This window comes from Methylophilus sp. QUAN, assembly GCF_015354445.1.
In the GTDB taxonomy this organism is placed as follows: domain Bacteria; phylum Pseudomonadota; class Gammaproteobacteria; order Burkholderiales; family Methylophilaceae; genus Methylophilus.
Map to the genome: position 1 here is coordinate 324213 of NZ_JADKYT010000002.1, position 19764 is coordinate 343976.

The window sequence follows — 19764 nt, forward strand, 5'->3', positions numbered from 1 at the left end:
GCCCACCTTAAAAGAAAAGTGTTGAAGACTATTCCAGCAGGCTGCGCAGCATCCAGGCAGTTTTCTCGTGCAGTTGCAAACGTTGGGTCAGCAAGTCAGAAGTGGCTTCGTCAGAGGCTTTTTCTGCCGCCGGGAACACGCTGCGTGCCGTACGGCAGACGGCTTCATGGCCCGCCACCAGTTCGCGGATCATGTCATTTGCCTTGGGCACATCCACAGTCTCATCAATCGAGGTCAGTTTGGAGAACTGGGCGTAAGTGCCAGGGGCATACACACCTAGTGAGCGGATACGCTCCGCCACCAGGTCTACGGCCAGTGCCAGCTCGGTGTACTGGGTTTCAAACATCAGGTGCAAGGTGTTGAACATGGGCCCGGTGACGTTCCAGTGAAAGTAGTGCGTTTTCAGATACAGGGTGTAAGTATCTGCCAGCAATTTTGATAAACCGTCAGCAATCTGGTGACGGTCTTCGTTATTGATACCAATGTCCATGGATGTCTCCTTATTGTCGTGGAATGTATTTTAAAAGCTAGAATGGCTGTGTGCAATTTGATTTTGTTATAATCATTTAAGTTCACTCTTGCAGAGAAAGAGACAACATATTGTTTTTTAATAAGAAAAAAGTTGCTAACGTCCGTCTGGAAAAAGTTTCGACGGAGAAACAGCTACGTGATGCCAAGTTGCTGCGTGAGGTGTCGTGGATTGCGCTGGCAGCACTCGGCGTGTTTCTGGCTGTGATTTTAGCGACTTATTCGCATGAAGATCCAGGTTGGACACATGCGATTGGCGAGCATGACATCATCCACAATGCGGGTGGGACTGTGGGCGCCTGGGTGTCAGATATTTTCCTCTCCCTGTTTGGTTTCTCCTCATGGTGGTTTGTGGTGCTGGCTTTTTACATGGTCTGGCTGATGTACCAGCGCCTGCATCTGGACCCGGTTGAAAAACATGACTGGTGGTTGAATGGTGTCGGTTTTGCCTTGATGCTACTGGCGTCAGCAGCGCTTGAGTCCGGTCACCTGGTCAGTTTTCCAGCCGATTTTCCGCTCAAGCAAGGCGGCGTGATTGGCAGCGGTATTGATCATCTGTTGCGCAATATGTTTGGCTTTGCTGGTTCTACCATGCTGTTGCTGGTGTTGTTTGCCATCTCTTTCAGCCTGTTTACCAGCTGGTCACTGATTGCTATGAGCGAGCAATTGGGCGAGTGGGTGATCCAGTTTTATCAGTGGAGCCAGCTCAAATACCAGGACTGGCAAGACCGTAAAGTCGGTAAGCAGGTACTGCAGGCGCGCGAAGAGTTTGTTGAGGCCGAGCGCAAGCGGGTTGAAGACCGCAAGCCGGTTGAAATTACGGTGCCGGAAGTGGTGATTGAACCCAGCGAACGTGTGGTCAAAGAGAAGCAGGCAGTGTTATTTGCCGCCATCGAGCAGGAAGGCCTGCCGCCGTTGCATTTACTGGATGTGCCTAACCAGTCGGTTGAGTTGCAATCTGCTGAAACCCTGGATTTCACCTCACGCCTGATCGAGCGCAAACTCATGGACTTTGGTATTGAAGTCAAAGTCGTTACCGCGCAGCCCGGGCCGGTGATTACGCGTTATGAGCTGGACCCTGCGCCTGGTGTTAAAGGTAGCCAGATCACCAACCTGGCCAAAGATCTGGCGCGCGCCTTGTCTGTGATCAGTGTGCGTGTGGTCGAAACCATTCCAGGCAAGAGTTTTATGGGCCTGGAAATCCCCAACCCCAAACGCCAGATTGTCTCCCTGTCTGAAATCATGGGTAGCCAGGCCTATGCAGATTTGAATTCTCCGTTGGCCATTGCCATGGGTAAAGATATTGCCGGTAAGCCCATTGTGGCTGACTTGGCGAAAATGCCACATGTGCTGGTGGCAGGTACTACCGGTTCCGGTAAGTCGGTGGCGATTAACGCGCTGATTTTGAGCTTGTTGTATAAGTCAGAAGCGAGCCGCGTGCGCATGATTCTGATTGACCCGAAAATGCTGGAACTGTCTGTGTACGAAGGCATCCCGCATCTGCTGGCACCTGTGGTGACCGATATGCGCCAGGCGGCTAACGCATTGAACTGGTGCGTGGCCGAGATGGAACGTCGCTACAAACTCATGTCCACACTGGGTGTGCGTAATCTGGCAGGCTATAACCAGAAAATCCAGGAAGCGAAAAAGCAGGGCGTGTCGATTCCGCATCCTTTCAGCTTAACACCGGATGAGCCAGAGCCATTGGAAGAAATGCCATTGATCGTGGTGATGATTGATGAATTGGCTGACTTGATGATGGTGGTGGGCAAAAAGGTAGAAGAGCTCATTGCACGCCTGGCGCAGAAGGCGCGAGCGTCTGGTATCCACCTGGTGCTTGCCACGCAACGTCCTTCGGTGGATGTGATTACCGGCCTGATTAAAGCCAACGTGCCAACGCGTGTTGCGTTCCAGGTATCCAGCAAAATTGACTCACGCACGATTCTGGACCAGATGGGCGCAGAAACCTTGCTGGGGCAGGGTGATATGTTGTATCTGCCACCGGGTAGCGGTTACCCGCAACGTATCCACGGTGCGTTCGTCAGCGATGGTGAAGTGCACAATGTAGTTAACTTCCTCAAGGCGCAGGGCGAACCAAACTACATCGAAGGTATTCTCACCAATGAGACTGAGGGCGGCGATCTTGACGCCTTGCCTGGTGGCAGTGATGCTGGTGGTGAAAAAGACCCTCTGTATGACGAAGCCGTGGCGATTGTGTTAAAAACACGCCGTGCGTCGATTTCATCGGTGCAACGTCAACTGCGCATCGGTTATAACCGTGCAGCCAGATTAATTGAGGATATGGAACGTGCCGGACTGGTCTCTGCCATGCAAAGCAATGGCAACCGTGAGGTATTAGTGAAGGCCGGAGGAGACCATGAGTAAAGTATTCACCAGAACATTGTTGGCATTGTGCAGTTGGAGTGTCATGACCGCTGCCTTGGCCGATGGTGTGGACGATTTGAAGCAGTTTTATCAAAGCACACAGGCTATGCGTGCCAATTTCAAGCAAACCGTGTTTGACCAAAAAGGGCGCAAGCTGCAAGAGGTCAACGGCACCATGTTGTTACAGCGGCCTAATAAATTCCGTTGGGACTATCAGAAACCGTATGAGCAGCAGATCATCAGCGATGGCCGCCAGGTATTTCTGTTTGATATCGACTTGCAACAAGTGACCGTACGCACGGTGGATAAAGTGTTGGGCACCAGTCCTGCCGCATTGCTGGCGGGTGGGCCAAATGTCGAAGAAAGTTTTCGCCTGACCCGGTTGCTGGATTTTGAAGGCATGCAGCGCGTACAAGCCAAGCCCAAGCAAAAAGACAGCGGCTTCCAGGTGGTAATTATTTCGTTTGACCATAGCAAACTGGCCGAAATGCGCCTGGTAGATGCGTTTGGTCAAAGCACGCATATTGTTTTTTCGAATGTTGAAGTGAATCCCAGCCTCAACACCAATCAGTTCTTGTTCTCGATTCCCAAAGGGGTGGATGTCGTTGGCGAATAATCGCTTGCGCATCAACAGCAACCATGTCCTCCCTGTTTGAACCACAAACCCCTTCCTCCGTGCCGCTGGCCGAGCAATTACGGCCAAAAACGCTGGATGAAGTGGTTGGCCAAACCCATTTGCTGGGTGAAAGCAAACCACTGCGCCGCGCCTTCGAGTCCGGCAAACTGCCCTCCATGATTTTATGGGGCCCGCCGGGCGTGGGTAAAACCACCTTGGCACGCCTGATTGCACAAACCGCTGATGCTGAGTTTGTGCCTTTGTCCGCCGTGTTGTCTGGCATTAAAGATATCCGTGAGGCCGTTGAACGGGCTGAGATGACCTTGCAGCAAACTGGCCGCAATACCATTTTGTTTGTCGATGAAGTGCACCGCTTTAACAAAGGCCAGCAGGATGCTTTTCTACCGTTTGTTGAAAGCGGGCTGATTACCTTTATTGGAGCCACGACTGAAAACCCTTCTTTTGAAGTGAATAGCGCCTTGCTGAGTCGCGCCCAGGTATTTGTGCTCAATGCATTGACTGAGGAAGAATTGGCCGAGCTGTTAGAGCGCGCACGGCTTAAAGTGGCCCCCCACGTGCAATTGACCGAATCTGTCACCGAACAGGTGCTGGCCTATGCTGATGGCGATGCCAGACGTTTGCTCAACTTTGCCGAAGGCTTGTTTAACGGGGCCGTGGCTGCCAAGGTGAGTGAGATTGATGAATCGTTTTTACAGTCGACCATGGCCAGCAAAATGCGCCGTTTCGACAAAGGTGGCGAAGCTTTTTACGACCAGATTTCTGCCTTGCACAAATCCGTGCGTGGATCGAACCCGGATGCAGCGTTATATTGGCTCATGCGCATGCTGGATGGCGGCGCAGACCCGTTGTATCTTGCGCGCAGAATTATCCGCATGGCCTGGGAAGATATTGGTTTAGCTGATCCGCGTGCCATGCAGATTGCCAACGATGCAGCACTGACATTTGAACGCCTTGGCAGCCCGGAAGGCGAGTTGGCCATCGCGCAAGCGGTGATTTACCTGGCCGTGGCGGCCAAAAGTAATGCTGGCTATATGGCCTACAATCAAGCCAAAGCGTTTGTTGCGCAAGACAAGTCGCGCGCGGTGCCGCTACATCTCAGGAACGCGCCAACCAAACTGATGAAAGCGCTCGATTACGGTAAAGAGTATCGTTATGCGCATAATGAGCCTGGCGCCTATGCCGCGGGCGAACAATATTTTCCAGATGATTTAGAACCACAACCTTTTTACCAACCCACGCCACGCGGATTGGAAGGTAAAATAGGCGAAAAATTAAATCACCTCAAAGACCTTGATCAGCAATACTTATATAGCAAAGCGAAAAAATAATGTTAGATATTCAACAGCTTAGAAACGATTTGGACAATGTCGTTGCCCGTCTGGCAGCACGTAAGTTTGTGTTCCCTGCCGAAGAGTTCAAGGCACTGGAAGCACAGCGTAAAATCATCCAGACCAACACCGAAAACCTGCAAGCCAAGCGTAATGCAGCGTCCAAACAAATCGGCATTGCTAAGTCTAAAGGCGAAGACGCCAGTGCCATTCTGGCTGAAGTGGCGGGCTTGGGCGATGAGTTGAAAGCAGCAGAAGCGCAGTTGAATGATATTCAAGCCAGCATGCAGGCGCTGATGCTCAATGTGCCTAACTTGCCACACGAAAGCGTGCCGGTTGGCCAGGATGAAAGCCAGAACGTGGAAGCACGTCGTTGGGGCACACCACGTAGCTTTGACTTTGAAGTCAAAGACCACGCTGACGTCGGTGCGCCACTGGGCCTGGATTTTGATACTGGTGCCAAATTGTCAGGTGCGCGCTTTACGCTGATGAAAGGGCAGATTGCCAAATTGCACCGTGCCATTGCCCAGTTTATGCTGGATACGCAAACCGAGAAGCATGGCTACACCGAGTGCTACACGCCTTATATGGTTAACCGCGAAACTTTGGTCGGCACTGGTCAATTGCCCAAGTTTGAAGAAGACCTGTTTGCGACGCCGCATAATGACAGCAAGCTGTACCTGATCCCCACTTCTGAAGTGACACTGACCAATACCGTGCGCGACGAGATTGTAGCGGCGGACAGTTTGCCGATTAAATTAACCGCACATACGCCTTGCTTCCGCTCAGAGGCCGGGTCTTATGGCCGTGATACCAAGGGCATGATCCGCCAGCACCAGTTTGATAAGGTAGAAATGGTGCAGATTGTGCATCCTGACACCAGCTATCAGGCGCTAGAGGAAATGGTCGGCCATGCAGAAGCCATCTTGCAGGCCTTGGAATTGCCTTATCGCGTCGTCTCATTATGTACTGGCGATATGGGTTTTGGCGCGGCCAAAACCTACGATCTCGAAGTCTGGTTGCCAGCGCAGAATACCTACCGTGAAATTTCTTCAGTGTCTAATTGTGAAGCATTCCAAGCGCGTCGGTTACAGGCCCGATTCCGTAATGCCAATGGTAAGCCTGAGTTATTGCATACCTTAAATGGTTCTGGTTTAGCCGTGGGCCGTACGCTGGTGGCCGTGCTGGAGAATAACCAGAATGCTGATGGCAGCGTGACAATTCCTAAGGCCTTACAGCCTTATATGGGCGGTAAAACAGCACTGACTGTCTAATCCATTCTTACAGAGTCATTAAGATGCCTTGGCTAACAGCCAGGGCATTTTTATGTCTGCAATCTTGTATGGGTCTACGCCCGGATCGTAAATCGGGAAGTATTTCTGCATGATCTGGTAGTAACTTCTCACCAGCTCGGTGTAAATCACAGGTGCACCACAGCTACAGTAACCATGTCTGGCGTTGGCGTAATAGGCCGGGTCATTCAGCAGTTGATAGCCACGCTTTACGTCGGCCCAGCTGTCGGGGTTCAAGCCCAGTTTTTGCGCGATAATCCGGGCATCTTCGAGGTGGCCAACGCCATTGTTGTAGGCGGCCAGTGTCATAAAGGTGCGGTCTGGTTCGGGGATACGGGCGGGAATACGGTCTTTCATCCACAGTAGGAATTTGGCGCCCGCCATCACGCTTTGTTTGGGGTCGAGCCGGTCAGTGACATTCATCATGTTGGAGGTTTGTTCGGTGAGCATCATCAGGCCACGTACATTGGTTGGCGAGGTGCTGTAATTGTCCCAGTGTGACTCCTGGTAGCTTAATGCCGCCAGCAGGCGCCAGTCTATGTCGGTGATTTCCTGTGCGCCTTTAAATAAACGTACATACTTGGGCAGCAGGGTTTGTGATTTACTTAAAAACGTGGTGACATCTACAGGTTTCAAGCGTTTGGTGTGGCCATGGTAACGGTCCAGCAGGTTACGCAGGGTGCCATCTTTTTCGATTTTCTTGAAAAAGGCCTGTACTTGTTTGAGTCGTTCTTCACCATGTAGCTTGTTGAGCGCCCAGCCAATTTTATCGGCCTGGCCCAGCATCATGCCTGCATCCAGTTGCGGGTAATTGTATTGCATGATGGCGATGAGATGATTGTCTGCTACCGTAAAGTCGATCTCGTTACGAGCTACGGCTTCGATCAGTTGCTCCGAGCTGAGTTTGTCGGTTTCTTTCCAGGTCAGGGCGGGGGCTTTTGATTGCAACTCACGCATGCGCTCAACGAAACTGGTGCTTTTTGGCAGCACAATGCGTTTTTCAAATAAGGCATCGGCGTTATTGGGCTCACTATTCTTGTCACGGTTATACACCACCATGGCCTGCACTTGGTTAAATGCTGGGCCAAACAGTGCCTGGCGTTTGCGTGCAGGTGTGATGCTGATATCAGCCGCGGCAATGTCAGCATCGCCCCTCAGTAGTGTTGGGAACACTTTGGCAAAACTGTCGACAACAATGAATTCGAGTTTGTAGGGAGGGCCTAGAAACTCGACAAAGCGTTTGGCCAGATCATACTCCAGGCCGGCATAATTATTCTGGCTGTCGATAAAGTAAGTGCTAGGACTGTTGATGGTGACAAAGCGGATGGTATACGGATCTGGCTTGGGCTTGGGGGGCGCCAGGTGTTTTTGGCTACTGTTGTCACTACAGGCGAGCAGGGTTGCGCATAGCCCGACCAGCATGGTTTTTAACCATACTGACCACACAGACTTGCCTGAACAGAACTGCATAAGACCTGAGTGGCGTTTACACGCGTGTCTCAATCTGCCCTTGGTCTGCAATCAGGATGGTGCTTGCCAGTTTGGAAAAAATGCCGTGTTCAACGACGCCTGGGATATTGTTAATCAAGGCATTCAAGCGGTCAGCATCCAGGCTGGCGTCAAAGCGCATGTCGAGCACCAGGCTGCCGTAACTGGTGATAGATAAACCGTCTTTGGCCACATTCTGGCGTAACTCACCAACGCCACCAATGGCTTCCAGACTGCGCTTGGCGGCTTGCCAGGCAAACGGCATCACCTCAATCGGGATGGCAAAATTTTCACCTATGCGGCTGACCAGTTTGCTTTTATCTGCAACTACAATGAACTGTTTGGCCGCTTTGGCCAGCAGTTTTTCCATCACCAGGTCGTAGCCACGGCCTTTGAGTAAAGCATTGTCTGGTGTGATTTCGTCTGCACCATCCACATACAGGTCGATCTGGCTGAGTTGGGATAAGCTCAGCACGATGAGTCCGGCGGATTGCGCCTTGATCATGCTGATATTGGAACTGGCAACGGTGGTGATGCGTAATTTTTCAGTGCGCTGGCGTTCGGCCAGTGCATCGATAAAGTAATTGGCTGTGGATCCTGTGCCGAGTCCTACGATCATGTCGTTTTTAACGTAGCTGGCGGCTTCCAGCGCGACGGCTTGTTTGTCGTTCATATATTGTTCTCCGTGCTGGTATCTCTGGTTCGCTCGGGCGTCTTGCGTGTCATTCAGTCACTGTCTGTGGACGCTTGCAGTTATAATAGCAAACTCGGCAGATTCGCCAAGAAATACTCGTCTAACCTGAGCAATAAGATTTTAATTTTTTATGGCAGTTTCACTCCCCGTCATCGGGCATCCACAGCGTTTTTCTTTTCAAAGTCAGGGCCTGGATAGCCGGGCATTGGCCGAACTGGCCTGTGGTTTAAAAGCAACAAATACGCCGCTGGTGGTGCTGACGGCGAGTGCGTTTGAAGCGCAACGCCTGATGGACGAGATTCCATTTTTTGGCAAAGATATTCAGGTACATTTGCTGCCAGACTGGGAAACCTTACCTTACGATGTGTTTTCGCCCCACCCGGACTTGACCTCCGAACGCCTGGCGACGCTCTATCAACTGAGTCAGAATCAAAGCAATATCGTGGTTGTGCCGATGGCGACGGCGCTGCTCAGGCTGCCACCGGTCGCTTATTTGGCGGCGCATACTTTTATGCTCAAAAAAGGGCAGAAGCTGGACGTCGACGCCTTACGCAATCAGTGTGCTCAGGCAGGTTACCATCATGTCAGCCAGGTCATGGGGCCAGGCGAATTTAGCGTACGCGGCGGTCTGGTTGATTTGTATCCTATGGGCAGTGCATTTCCTTATCGCATCGATTTGTTCGATGACGAAATCGAGACCATACGCACGTTTGATATTGATACCCAGCGCAGCGTCTATCCCGTGCCAGAAATCCGCATGTTGCCTGCGCGCGAGTTCCCGATGGATGAGGCGGCGATTACACGTTTCCGCAGCCAGTTCAGGGAGTATTTTGAGGGCGATCCTCAACGTGCAAAAATCTATAAGGACGTCAGCAAAGGCACACCTAGCGGCGGTGTAGAGTGGTATCTGCCTTTGTTCTTTGAACAAACGGCTACCTTGTTCGATTACCTGCCCGCACAAACTGTGTTGTGCCTGCATGGTGACCTCGATAAAGCCGCCCAAACCTTTTGGGCCGATGCCAATAGCCGCTACAAGCTCATGGCATACGACCCCGAAAAACCTATCATGCGGCCAGAAAGTCTGCTGCAAAAAGCCGATGAGTTTTTCAGGCAAACGCATGACTTTGCGTTGGTTAATCATCAGTTTGATCTCCAGAAATTACTGCCAGCTGTCGACGTAGACCGCCGCGCAGAACAGCCTTTACATAAACTGCAGGCTTTTATTGGCCAGTTTGACGGGCGTGTACTGATTGCTGCCGAGAGCCTGGGCAGGCGCGAAACCATTGCGCAGCTATTTACTGAGCATGGTTTAACTTTCTCCCTCACTGAGGACTGGGCTGGCTTTGCGCAGTCCACCTTTCAGGTCATGCTGGGCGTTGCACCACTGCATCAAGGCCTGGTGGATGGCGAACTGGCGGTGATTACCGAGGCTGAGTTATATGCTAGTACTGTGCGACAACAACGCCGCCGTAACCAGGAAAAAGCGCGTAATGCCGAAGGCATGCTTAAGGACTTGTCTGAGCTACGGCTGGATGACCCAGTGGTGCATGAGCAGCACGGGGTAGGGCGCTACAAAGGCCTGGTTAATATCGACTTTGGCGAAGGCGAAACCGAGTTATTGCTGATTGAGTATTTTGGCGATGACAAGCTGTATGTGCCAGTGTCGCAACTGTTCCTGATTTCACGTTATTCTGGCGGCCCGCCAGAGAGCGCGCCATTGCATCGCTTGGGTAGCGGCCAGTGGGATAAAGCCAAGAAAAAAGCCCTCAAGCAGATTCGCGATACGGCGGCAGAGTTACTGAACTTGTATGCCCAGCGTGCTTCGCGTCGTGGTCATGCATTTACGCTCAGTTTGCATGATTACGAAGCGTTCTGTGAGGGCTTCCCGTTTGAAGAAACCCCAGACCAGCTGGAAGCCATTGAAAATGTCATCAAAGATATGCAGTCTGGCCGCCCGATGGATAGGCTGGTGTGTGGCGATGTTGGTTTTGGTAAAACTGAGGTCGCATTGCGTGCTGCTTTTGTGGCCGTCATGGGCGGCCGCCAGGTGGCCGTGCTAGTGCCAACCACCTTGCTGGCAGAGCAGCATTACCAGAACTTCTGTGACCGCTTTGCCGAATGGCCGATCAAGATTGCTGAAATCTCACGTTTCCGTACTGCCAAAGAGCAAGCTGAAGCCCTCAAAGGCCTGGCTGATGGCAGTATTGATATCATCATCGGTACCCACCGCTTGATCCAGAAAGACGTGCAGTTCAAGAACCTGGGCCTGGCGATTTTAGATGAAGAGCACCGTTTTGGCGTGCGCCAGAAAGAACAGATGAAAGCGCTACGCGCCGAAGTTGATGTGCTGACGCTGACCGCCACACCGATTCCGCGTACCCTGAGCATGGCGATGGAAGGTTTGCGTGAATTTTCGGTGATTTCGACACCACCGCAAAAACGCCTGGCGATTAAAACTTTCCACACGCCATATTCCGACGGCATTATCCGCGAAGCAGTCATGCGTGAGTTCAAGCGTGGTGGCCAGGTGTATTTCCTGCATAACGAGGTGGATACTATCTACGTGATGAAGGAAAAACTGGAGAAAATCGTACCTGAAGCCCGTATCGTGATTGGTCACGGCCAGTTGCGTGAGCGCGAACTGGAACATGTTATGCGCGATTTTTACCAGCAGCGCGCCAACCTGCTGCTATGTACCACCATTGTTGAAACCGGGATTGACGTACCCACCGCCAACACCATGATTATCAACAAAGCTGATATGTTCGGCTTGGCGCAATTGCACCAGCTACGTGGCCGTGTGGGCCGTAGTCACCATCAGGCATATACCTATTTACTGACCGACCCGGACCGCAATATTACGCCACAAGCGCAAAAGCGCCTGGATGCGATCCAGTTGCTGGAAGACCTAGGGGCTGGTTTCCACCTGGCGATGCATGACCTTGAAATTCGCGGGGCAGGGGAGCTGCTGGGTGATAGCCAAAGCGGTGAGATGCAAGAGATTGGCTTTAACCTGTATTCGGATATGCTCAATCATGCCGTGAAACAGCTCAAAGCTGGTAAAGAACCTGACCTAGATGCGCCGCTCGGCGTGACGACAGAAATCAACCTGCATACGCCAGCCCTGTTGCCAAATAACTACTGCCCGGATGTACACGAGCGCCTGGTCATTTATAAACGCTTGGCTAACTGCGAAGACGACGACGCACTTGACGCCATGCAGGAAGAGCTCATAGACCGTTTTGGGCTGCTGCCAGAGCCTGGTGAAGCATTAATCGCCTGCCACCGCCTGCGTATCGCCGCCAAGCCATTGGGGATTATCAAGATTGATGCTTCAGATGCAGCCATCCAGTTACAGTTTAATGTCAAGGCTGACCTGGATCCGATGAAGCTGATCAGCTTGCTGCAACGTGACAAACGCTGCCGCATGAATGGGCCCGATAAATTACGTGTGAGTGTTCAATTGGGTAACCTCAATCACCGTGTAGAATTAGTCAAAACTTTATTGAAGGAATTTATGTAATGTTGGAAAAACTATTAGCTGCGGTGGCCACCTGGATCATTACTGTCATCTCCACCATGGGTTATGGCGGTATCGTATTACTAATGGCGATTGAGTCTGCCTGTATTCCATTACCTTCCGAAATCATCATGCCGTTTGCCGGATTTTTGGTGACGAAAGGCGAAATGACTTTGTGGGGGATTGCGCTGGCTGGAGCAATTGGCTGTGTGGTGGGCTCTATCCCGGCTTATTATCTGGGCATGTATGGTGGTCGTCCGTTGGTCGAGAAGTTTGGTAAATATGTGCTGATCAGCAAAAAAGACCTCGATATGGCTGACCGCTGGTTTGCGCAGCATGGCGAGATTATCATTTTTATTGCCCGCTTATTGCCTGCAGTGCGTACCTTTATTGCATTCCCCGCCGGTGTGGCGCGCATGAATATGACGCGCTTTGTGGCATATACCTTTGTTGGTTCTTTGATTTGGTGCTTTGTACTTGGCTATGTGGGCATGAAGGCAGGCGAGCATTGGGAGGATTTAAAAGTGTACTTCCATGAGTCGCATTATGTGATTGCCGCATTGGGCCTGGTATTCGTGGTCTGGTATGTGCGCAGGCATTTTAAAAATGAGGCTGAGTAATCAGTCGGCTTCAAAAAAATAAAAAGGCCGTTATGCGGCCTTTTTATTTGAACTGTCTAATCTATAACATCAACCAATGGCAGCACTTGCCGCTTTTAGGCGAGCATGGTTTCTGCCTCTGAGCTGTCAGCCTGATCATCATCCGCAACGGCTATCACCTTTAACATGCTGTGGCTGAGGTCTGCAGGCCCAATGGCACGCACCAGGGTCCCATTATCTACAGTTGCATTGGCGGCAATACTCGCCAACATAAGTGCACTGTAAGCGAATACCAGAGCTAATACCGATTTCATCCATTACCCCACTGATTTTTTATATTGAAATCAGACTGTATCAAAGGTAGGCAAGTCATTTAAATAGCTCTTTAAGGCCAATGATTTAACCATTTAAATGTTGTGTCCAGGTGAGCGGCGTCCTCTAGGTTGGTATTTGCGCGGTCACAGCGCGAACTTACTTCCAGGTGACCAGTTGCGACAAGGCTCTACGCGTTTTCGCTCTCGGCTCGTGTTTGCGATAACCAAACGCCACCATGTAGGCGAGGCCATACTCTTGCAGATTCACACCAAACTGTTCGGCCAGTAGTGCGTCGGTTTCTTTTTGCTTAAATCCTTCAATCGGGCAGCTATCGATGCCGCGCATGGCGGCGACTGTCATCATGTTTGCCAGCGGTAAATAACATTGCTTGGCCGCCCAGTCGAACAGTTTACGTTCGTCACTTAGGTCAAAATCAGATTGCTGGAACTGCGTGTAAAAGCCCAGGCGCATATCGGCCACTTCTTGCGGGTGATGTTGTACCTCACGCATAAACTGTGGCAAATAAGGGCCTTTGGGATCTAAAAATGGTGATTTCATGGCCAGGCAAAGTACAAAATGGCTAGCTGTATCCAGTTTGAGTGGTGCGCCCCAGGCATGTTGCTTGAGGCTTTCGCGTAGCGCCTTGTCTTGCACGACAATAAAGTGCCAAGGCTCAAAGCCGAAAGAGCTCGGCGATAAGCGGGCGGCTTCCAGAATAAATTCAAATTCCTCGGCAGGAATCTGCTTGCTGGCGTCAAACTCTTTGCAGGCATGGCGGAAGTTGAATGCGTCTAAAATGGCTTGTTTTTCTATCATCATGTTTCCTTAATGGATATCGACAGGCGCTAACTTGCCTGCACTTAAGAACAAAATAGCTGTTTTAACCGGCAGGCCTTCTGCCTGGAATAACTGCGCATAGTCAGCCAATTGCAATTTGAATATGCTGGCTAATACGGTGAGATCATCCTTGGCTGATACTGGCATGGATTTATAGTCGACAATCCAGCGTACGCCATCGGCGACAAACGTCCGGTCTATGACCTTTTTACCTGCGCTGAGTTGCTCAATCGCCAACTCCGAGGCCGCTTGTGTATGCGGCTGTAACACCCAGCGGCCATCTTCGGACTGCACGGTGGTGGTTAATAATTGAGCGACGTGGCTGGCGCCCAGGCTGGCTTCGCTATCACTGTAGCCTTGCTGTTTAAACCAGCGTTGCATGGGGTGTTGCAGCGATAAGAATGCGTTTTTTTCATGCGTCTGCCAGGCGGCCAAGCCTTGCTCGGCGATGAGTTGCAAGTACAAATGGGCGAGGGTGCCAATATCGGCTTCCAGCCGGTGGGCGCTATCGTTTTCTGTTGAGGCCTGATAACCCGTGTGCGTTTCGTGGTGTGTCGTTTGCAAGAGGGCAGGAGTGCTGGCTTCGCGTAAACGAATGAGCTTGGGCACAAACTGCCGGATATCCGCTTCTTGTTTTGCACTGGGGTAGCGGCTGACAATATCGTGTTCGCTGCTAAACCACTGCTGCACTGCGGGCCATAACAAATGCAGAAAACTGTTTTTACGTGCTTGCGGTTCGCCACTTTTGTCCGGCTTGGCGGCGCCCAGTAAATGCAGTTGACGTTCGGCACGCGTGGCTGCGACATAGAGCACGCGGGCGTCTTCGTAGGCAGCGCGGGTTTTGTCCAGGTCGTTTAGGTAGTCATACGTAGTGATCGTCGCTTGCTGGCGTTTGAGTGCGGTGGGCACAAACGGGGCGGCAACCAGTTCAGTATGGCCGTCTTCCATAGGAACCTCTTCCCAAATCACCAGCTTGGCATCATCAGGCGGATTGCTACCATCCAGGCCTGGCAAGATGACCGTGTCAAACTCCAAGCCTTTGGATTTATGGATGGTCATAAACTGCAAGCTGGCGTCCGCTTTAGCGTCGGGCGCGGCGTAGAGCTTTTGTACATCGTCGGCCAGCGCTTGCGGGTTAAACTGGCCGTGTTGCTCCAGTGCGGCGATACGCGCAAAAAAAGCCTGTACGTCCTGCACGTCGCTTTCATTCCACAGACAATTGGCGCCGCCCAGCCGCAGCCAGGTGTTGTGCACCCAGCGGCTGACCGTGGTGCGGCCACGCCACTGCAAGGCGCTTTGCATCACCTCGCGCACATGGCGGGCCCGGGTTTGGCCGTCGGCACTTAAACGGGCGAGAATGTGGTCGTCGCTCAATAAGCTAAGCACGCTGCGCTGGCCATCCTGGCCGATGAGCGCATGCATATCGGCCAGCGTCAGGCCGCACCAGGGTGCGCGCAGCAGTGCCAGCCAGTGCACGCGGTCAGCGCGTTGATGCAGCGCATGCGTGAGCGTGAGCAAGTCTTGCACAATCTGCCGATTCGCCAACTCTTCAATCTCAACGGCCTGAAAACTCAGCTCGGCATGATTGCGGCGCATTTCTGTCACTAGGGCATGCAAGTGTTTGCGCGCCCGCACCAGCACGGCGATGGTCGCGTCAGGGTTGTCGGCGCGTGTTTGCTGGATGATGCGGATAATCTGCTCAGCTTCGAGGTGACGGATATCGGCCGGTTCTTCGTCTTCGCTATTCACTGGCGTGATCAAGGGGTGCACAAATACGCCTGCGCCCGTGGCCTCGGCCCGTGTGGCGACAAATGGCCGGTAAGCAATCGCGCCTTGCTGTGGCGCATCGCTTGCAGGCAGCATGCCTTGAAAGGTCTGGTTGATCCAGTCCACCACCGGCGGGCGGGAGCGGTTGTTACGCCACAGCTTGAGTGGTGTCAGCGCAATATCGCCTATGCCGTGCAGGGCGGCATTGAGAAACAGGCCGACATTGGCTTTGCGGAAACGGTAAATTGACTGCATGGGGTCGCCGACAGCAAACAGCGTACGGCCATCGCCCGGTTGCCAGCCGCGTGTCAGTGCCTTAAGCAGGTCAATCTGCATCGGGCTGGTATCCTGAAATTCATCGACCAGCAAATGTTGGATGCGGTAATCCAGTCGCATGGCCAGTTCGGTGGCTTCATCGCCTTCTTGCAGCGCCTGAAACGCGCGTTGGGAGATTTCGACGAAATCCACTTCATTTTGCGCTTGAAAGCATAACCATAGCTGTGCGGCGGCAATATTGAGTAACTGGCTCAGCGCCTGGATCATGGCATCGTCTTCGCCGTTTGCATCCGGCAACAGGCGGATGCGTGCCAGGCTACGCTCGCTGTCAGCGTGTTGGGCGAGGCCCGCCAGTATCTCGGTCAGCGCTTCTTTATAGGGCTTAGCCTCGTCGGTGGCGGCTAAGCCCATGTTTTTATCCAGCCGCTTGCGCAAACCGCCGCTACTGGTGAGCAGCAGCTCGGTCAGCGCACGCCAGTCTGGTAAATTTTCTATGTTGGCAGTCAATGGCGTTTGCCAGTCCAGCAAAGCGGATAGCGCATGCTCAGCTGGCAACTGGCTGGCGGCGTAGCGCGCAATAGGCATCAGAGATTGTTGCAGGCGGGCAGGGAGTGCTGTCAGTACTGCCTGCAATTCAGATTCTATCAGGTAAACCAATGCGTCTTGTGCTTGCTCATGGTCTTTGGCCTGGCTTAAGTGCAGCCATTGTTCACGCTTGGCCAGCATCGATATCAGCAGGCTTTCCAGCCTGGCCTGGTCATTATCCATATAGCGCAGCACGCGGCGCACAGGTTCGCCCAGGCGCTCGTCATCCATTGTTTGCAATGCCATGCCAGCCGCTTCACGGTAATAGGCCCAGGCATCTTCAGTCACGGCGGGTTGTGTGCCAAATCGGCTCAGTAAAGGCATTTGCCGCGCCAGGTTGGCGCATAGTGAGTCAATGGTGTAAATACGCAGCCGCGCCGGGCTGGCGAGCAAGTGCCATTGCAGTTCCGCCGAGCGTCGCAAGGCCTGTTGGCCTAAGGCATAAGTGATTTGTTTGTGCGGCGCCTCTGGCGGCACGCCCGTGTCTGCCAGCAATAAGCTATCGAGAATCCGCGCCCGCATTTCCGATGCGGCTTTATTGGTAAAGGTGATGGCGATAATCTCTTCGGGCGCCTGCACGGTTTGCAGCAGCTTGAGAAAGCGCTGCGTCAGCAGCTCGGTTTTACCGGCACCCGCCGGGGCTTCGACAATAAACGACTCCACAGCCAGCGCACGTTCGCGGTTGGCAGCATCCAGCGCCAAGGCTTGCTGGAAGTCAGTCTCAGTCATTTTCATACTGCCCCTCCGGCCTGAAGCTGCTCAAACTGCAATTGCCGTTCGGGCAGGCGCAACAAGGGCAGTACATCGCAATAACCGAGGTCTTGTTCAGCCTCAAACACCACGGCGGCTTCACCGGCCTTAAGTGCTAGGGCGGTGCGCGTGATTTGTGTGTGCCAATGTGTGAGTACCGATCGCCAGTCGGGGAACTGCTCAGGGTCAAACAATTTGTTTTTCTCGTGGTTAAAGGCTTTGATGCCAGGCACGATGTCATCTTCAGCGGCGACGCCAGCGAAGCCGCCATCAGTCAGGCGCAGCTTGCCAAAGCACACTGCTGCAATGTCGGCATCCTGTAGCAGAAAAGCGGCGTAAATCGGTAATTGCGGTTCACTGATTTTGTCTGACGCCCAGTTTTTAAAGTCAGGCATGCTGCCGGTTTTGTAATCCACCACCACCAGTCGGCCATCGGCCAGTGTATCGACGCGGTCTATCACCAGTTTGACCTGTATGCCTTCAATGAGTGGTTTGAAGACTTGTTCGACCGAGGTGACGGCGAATGCTTGCGGACGTTCGCGTTCCACTTCCCATAACCAGGTCAGTGCCAGTTTGCTCAGACGCTCTGCCTCCAGTTGGCAAAACACGGCAGAGAAGGGTTGGGCAAATTCGCTATTAAAGGCAGTGATGACCTCTGCGGCAATCTGGTCTAGCTGGGTTTTTAAGTGGTCGGCATCTACCGTTTGCCAATCCAGCGTCGTTTGCTGCGACCAAAAAGCTGCCAGCACGCGGTGGATGAGGTCACCGCGCTGCATGGCGTCCAAGCCATTGTGTGGCGTGTCCAGTTTGCGCGCTTTGAGGCGGTATTGGTAAAACGCCCAAGCCGGGCACAGCGCTTGCGCACGTAGCAAACCCGTGCCGCCGCTAATATGTTCACCTTCCTGTATAGGTGGTGCCTGGTGGTCATCCAGCCATTGCCAGTCTTGCGTGCTGTTGCGCGCCAAGGTTTCGGCCAGCGTCGCGGCACCTGCCGTTTCGGTGGCTTCTGGGATCGCTTGTATCAGCGGGCTCATGCGCAACAAACGATCGCCCTCTTGCCGGGCCGATGAAAAAATGACTTGTTTGGCCGAGCGCAGCAGGCGTTGGTGAATCTGGCTGGCAAAGGCCATTTGCACTTCGCTACTCGCATTGGGGGTGCCTGCCTGCCGCTGCAATTCAGCCGGGATCAGCGCATTGGTGCGCGATAATGGTGGGCAGACATGGTCGTTCATGCCCATCACCCACACGCCATCGAGTGGTTGTGCACTGGCTTCCAGCATGCCCATGACGGTGATGTTGGGCTGCCGCACGGTTTGTGGCTGGAAAATTTGTGCCTGGCATAACTGCGAGAGTCTGTGCAGCGCACTCATGGCATCTACCGGCCCTAGCCAGGCATCCAGTGCTGCCAGTTGTGTCAGTACGCTTTTAAACTTGGTCTGGCACTGGTGTTCGTGGCTGGACAAGCTGCGTTCGCCAGGCCAATGTGTGGCTGCCAGTAATGCAGTAAAGCTGGCCACCCAGGCGGAAGGGACTTGTTTGCGCGGTGTTTGTTTGGCTTGTGTCAGCAAAGCCGTTAAATCGGCATGCAGGGCCGGGCACAAAATCGGGTATTCATCCTGCTGCTTGCGCGAGACAAAGCGGGCGAAGGTCTGCGCGCTCACTTGCAGCGGTAACTGGCGGCGCATCTCGGCATCGAGTGCAGCGCGCGCATCCGCTTCATACAGCGCTTGCGACCAGTAAATATCGGCCAGCAACACCGACAGTTCGGCTTGTGGCATGGGGCTGGCCTGAAAGGCTAGCCGTAATACATGCAATGCGCACTGTACCAGCGGCCAGCGGCTCAGTGGCAGACCCAGCGAAAACTCGTAACAGCGCGGCGTTTCGGCCTGAGCAGGGTGCAGCGCTTCTGGGTGAAAGGTGTCATCCAGCAGGTTGGCCAAGGTGTCACGCAGGCTATCCAGCTCGGGCACGACAATCGCCAGTGTGGCTTGCGGATTAGCGCTTAACTGCTGTTGTGCCCAGTGCACTGCCGCGCGCATTTCGTCCATGGCCTCGGCAAACGTCATGCGCTGTGTGTGTTGTGCGGTCATGCCGTGATCAAAGGCGCTAATGTGCACGCCTGCCGCTTGCAGCGTTTCTAAGAGGGTTTGTACATGCGGGTTGATGCGGTCAAAACCAGCCAGTTGTATGCTGGCAGGTAAGGTCAAAGTGTGCTGATGGAGTTGTTCCAGTTGCCAGGTCTGGTAACGTACGCCCTCCAGGTAGCCACTTTGTTTGCATAAGGATTGAAACTGCTGGCGCCACTGCAAAAACTGGCGCGTCTCTTCGCTGGCATCGTCCATGTCCAGGCTGATATTCCACTCAATCAGGTAGCGGTTGGCCTCCATGGCGGCGCTGGCCAGGCCGTTGGTGTTAAATAAATCGATAGCCGCATGCTGGCGTAAACAATGCTGAATCGCCTGCTCCCAAAGCAAGGCTTCCTGCGTGGTAGATAACATGCCCAGTGGCGCCTGGGCGATATCAATTTGCCCGCACAATAGTGCGTGTTCTATGCGTTGATTCACCCAGTCTTGTAACGGAAACACCTGCGGTGCCTGCCACTGTACATGGCCTTGTTGCTGATACGTCTGTTGCAGCCATTGCCGGATACCTTGCGCCAGGCGTGCTGAGGCGCAGAGAACCACAGGTGCGGTGTCGGGATTGGCAGCAAGAGTCATGAATAGATATCGGCAGGAATTATTATGTTCAGCGCAACATTTTATA

13 protein-coding genes are annotated in these 19764 nt (G+C 53.1%); 6 read left to right on the forward strand and 7 right to left on the reverse strand.

What is annotated here, in order from left to right:
- Window positions 1-28 precede the first annotated feature (28 nt).
- The gene (locus tag INP79_RS10125) at window positions 29-490 is read right to left on the reverse strand and encodes a Dps family protein (RefSeq protein WP_018986535.1); all 462 of its coding nucleotides are present in this window, start codon (window positions 488-490) and stop codon (window positions 29-31) included.
- A gap of 110 nt (window positions 491-600) precedes the next feature.
- Between INP79_RS10125 and INP79_RS10130 the strand changes: the two genes are divergently transcribed.
- From INP79_RS10130 to serS, 4 genes are read left to right on the forward strand one after another with little or no spacing between them, the layout of a single operon-like run.
- The gene (locus INP79_RS10130) at window positions 601-2913 is read left to right on the forward strand and encodes a DNA translocase FtsK (protein WP_194754164.1); all 2313 of its coding nucleotides are present in this window, start codon (window positions 601-603) and stop codon (window positions 2911-2913) included.
- A complete protein-coding gene (gene lolA, locus INP79_RS10135; RefSeq protein ID WP_194754165.1) occupies window positions 2906-3529 on the forward strand; it encodes an outer membrane lipoprotein chaperone LolA in 624 nt (207 codons plus the stop codon). The genes INP79_RS10130 and lolA overlap by 8 nt, the downstream gene beginning before the upstream one ends.
- A gap of 23 nt (window positions 3530-3552) precedes the next feature.
- Window positions 3553-4878 carry a replication-associated recombination protein A gene (locus INP79_RS10140; RefSeq protein WP_194754166.1) on the forward strand — a complete coding sequence of 442 codons (1326 nt, stop codon included), beginning with the start codon at window positions 3553-3555 and terminating at the stop codon, window positions 4876-4878.
- Window positions 4878-6152 carry a serine--tRNA ligase gene (serS, locus tag INP79_RS10145; protein ID WP_194754167.1) on the forward strand — a complete coding sequence of 425 codons (1275 nt, stop codon included), beginning with the start codon at window positions 4878-4880 and terminating at the stop codon, window positions 6150-6152. The genes INP79_RS10140 and serS overlap by 1 nt, the downstream gene beginning before the upstream one ends.
- 18 nt (window positions 6153-6170) lie before the next feature.
- On the opposite strand, the gene mltF is transcribed toward serS, so the two are convergent.
- Both mltF and rpiA read right to left on the reverse strand, forming a co-directional pair.
- Window positions 6171-7640: a membrane-bound lytic murein transglycosylase MltF gene (mltF, locus tag INP79_RS10150; protein ID WP_194754168.1), complete on the reverse strand. Its 1470-nt coding sequence runs from the start codon at window positions 7638-7640 to the stop codon at window positions 6171-6173.
- A 16-nt stretch (window positions 7641-7656) separates the two neighbouring features.
- Complete coding sequence (gene rpiA / locus INP79_RS10155; RefSeq protein ID WP_194754169.1) at window positions 7657-8331, reverse strand: ribose-5-phosphate isomerase RpiA; 675 nt, start codon at window positions 8329-8331, stop codon at window positions 7657-7659.
- Between the two features lie 151 nt (window positions 8332-8482).
- Between rpiA and mfd the strand changes: the two genes are divergently transcribed.
- Window positions 8483-11875 (forward strand): transcription-repair coupling factor, encoded by a 3393-nt coding sequence (gene mfd, locus INP79_RS10160; RefSeq protein WP_194754170.1) that lies wholly within the window; start codon window positions 8483-8485, stop codon window positions 11873-11875.
- Window positions 11875-12492, forward strand: coding sequence for a DedA family protein (locus INP79_RS10165; protein ID WP_194754171.1), 618 nt, complete (start codon window positions 11875-11877; stop codon window positions 12490-12492). The genes mfd and INP79_RS10165 overlap by 1 nt, the downstream gene beginning before the upstream one ends.
- A gap of 95 nt (window positions 12493-12587) precedes the next feature.
- Here the strand turns inward: INP79_RS10165 and INP79_RS10170 are convergent, their stop codons facing one another.
- The 4 genes from INP79_RS10170 to INP79_RS10185 form a co-directional block, all read right to left on the reverse strand.
- On the reverse strand, window positions 12588-12785 hold the full coding sequence (locus tag INP79_RS10170; protein ID WP_194754586.1) for a hypothetical protein: 198 nt from the start codon (window positions 12783-12785) through the stop codon (window positions 12588-12590).
- A gap of 157 nt (window positions 12786-12942) precedes the next feature.
- Window positions 12943-13605, reverse strand: coding sequence for an NAD(P)H-dependent oxidoreductase (locus INP79_RS10175; RefSeq protein ID WP_228519856.1), 663 nt, complete (start codon window positions 13603-13605; stop codon window positions 12943-12945).
- A 6-nt stretch (window positions 13606-13611) separates the two neighbouring features.
- Window positions 13612-16986: an exodeoxyribonuclease V subunit beta gene (locus INP79_RS10180; protein WP_194754172.1), complete on the reverse strand. Its 3375-nt coding sequence runs from the start codon at window positions 16984-16986 to the stop codon at window positions 13612-13614.
- Window positions 16983-19718 (reverse strand): PD-(D/E)XK nuclease family protein, encoded by a 2736-nt coding sequence (locus INP79_RS10185; protein WP_194754173.1) that lies wholly within the window; start codon window positions 19716-19718, stop codon window positions 16983-16985. Before INP79_RS10185 ends, INP79_RS10180 begins: the two co-directional genes overlap by 4 nt.
- Window positions 19719-19764 lie beyond the last annotated feature (46 nt).

Excerpts from the sequence above, each read along its gene's own strand:
- INP79_RS10125 (WP_018986535.1), bottom strand. The coding sequence starts at position 490 with ATGGACATTGGTATCAATAACGAAGACCGTCACCAGATTGCTGACGGT.
- lolA (WP_194754165.1), top strand. The coding sequence starts at position 2,906 with ATGAGTAAAGTATTCACCAGAACATTGTTGGCATTGTGCAGTTGGAGT.
- rpiA (WP_194754169.1), bottom strand. The coding sequence starts at position 8,331 with ATGAACGACAAACAAGCCGTCGCGCTGGAAGCCGCCAGCTACGTTAAA.
- INP79_RS10175 (WP_228519856.1), bottom strand. The coding sequence starts at position 13,605 with ATGATGATAGAAAAACAAGCCATTTTAGACGCATTCAACTTCCGCCAT.
- INP79_RS10180 (WP_194754172.1), bottom strand. The coding sequence starts at position 16,986 with ATGAAAATGACTGAGACTGACTTCCAGCAAGCCTTGGCGCTGGATGCT.
- INP79_RS10185 (WP_194754173.1), bottom strand. The coding sequence starts at position 19,718 with ATGACTCTTGCTGCCAATCCCGACACCGCACCTGTGGTTCTCTGCGCC.
- serS (WP_194754167.1), top strand. The coding sequence starts at position 4,878 with ATGTTAGATATTCAACAGCTTAGAAACGATTTGGACAATGTCGTTGCC.
- mfd (WP_194754170.1), top strand. The coding sequence starts at position 8,483 with ATGGCAGTTTCACTCCCCGTCATCGGGCATCCACAGCGTTTTTCTTTT.
- INP79_RS10140 (WP_194754166.1), top strand. The coding sequence starts at position 3,553 with ATGTCCTCCCTGTTTGAACCACAAACCCCTTCCTCCGTGCCGCTGGCC.
- mltF (WP_194754168.1), bottom strand. The coding sequence starts at position 7,640 with ATGCAGTTCTGTTCAGGCAAGTCTGTGTGGTCAGTATGGTTAAAAACC.
- INP79_RS10170 (WP_194754586.1), bottom strand. The coding sequence starts at position 12,785 with ATGAAATCGGTATTAGCTCTGGTATTCGCTTACAGTGCACTTATGTTG.
- INP79_RS10165 (WP_194754171.1), top strand. The coding sequence starts at position 11,875 with ATGTTGGAAAAACTATTAGCTGCGGTGGCCACCTGGATCATTACTGTC.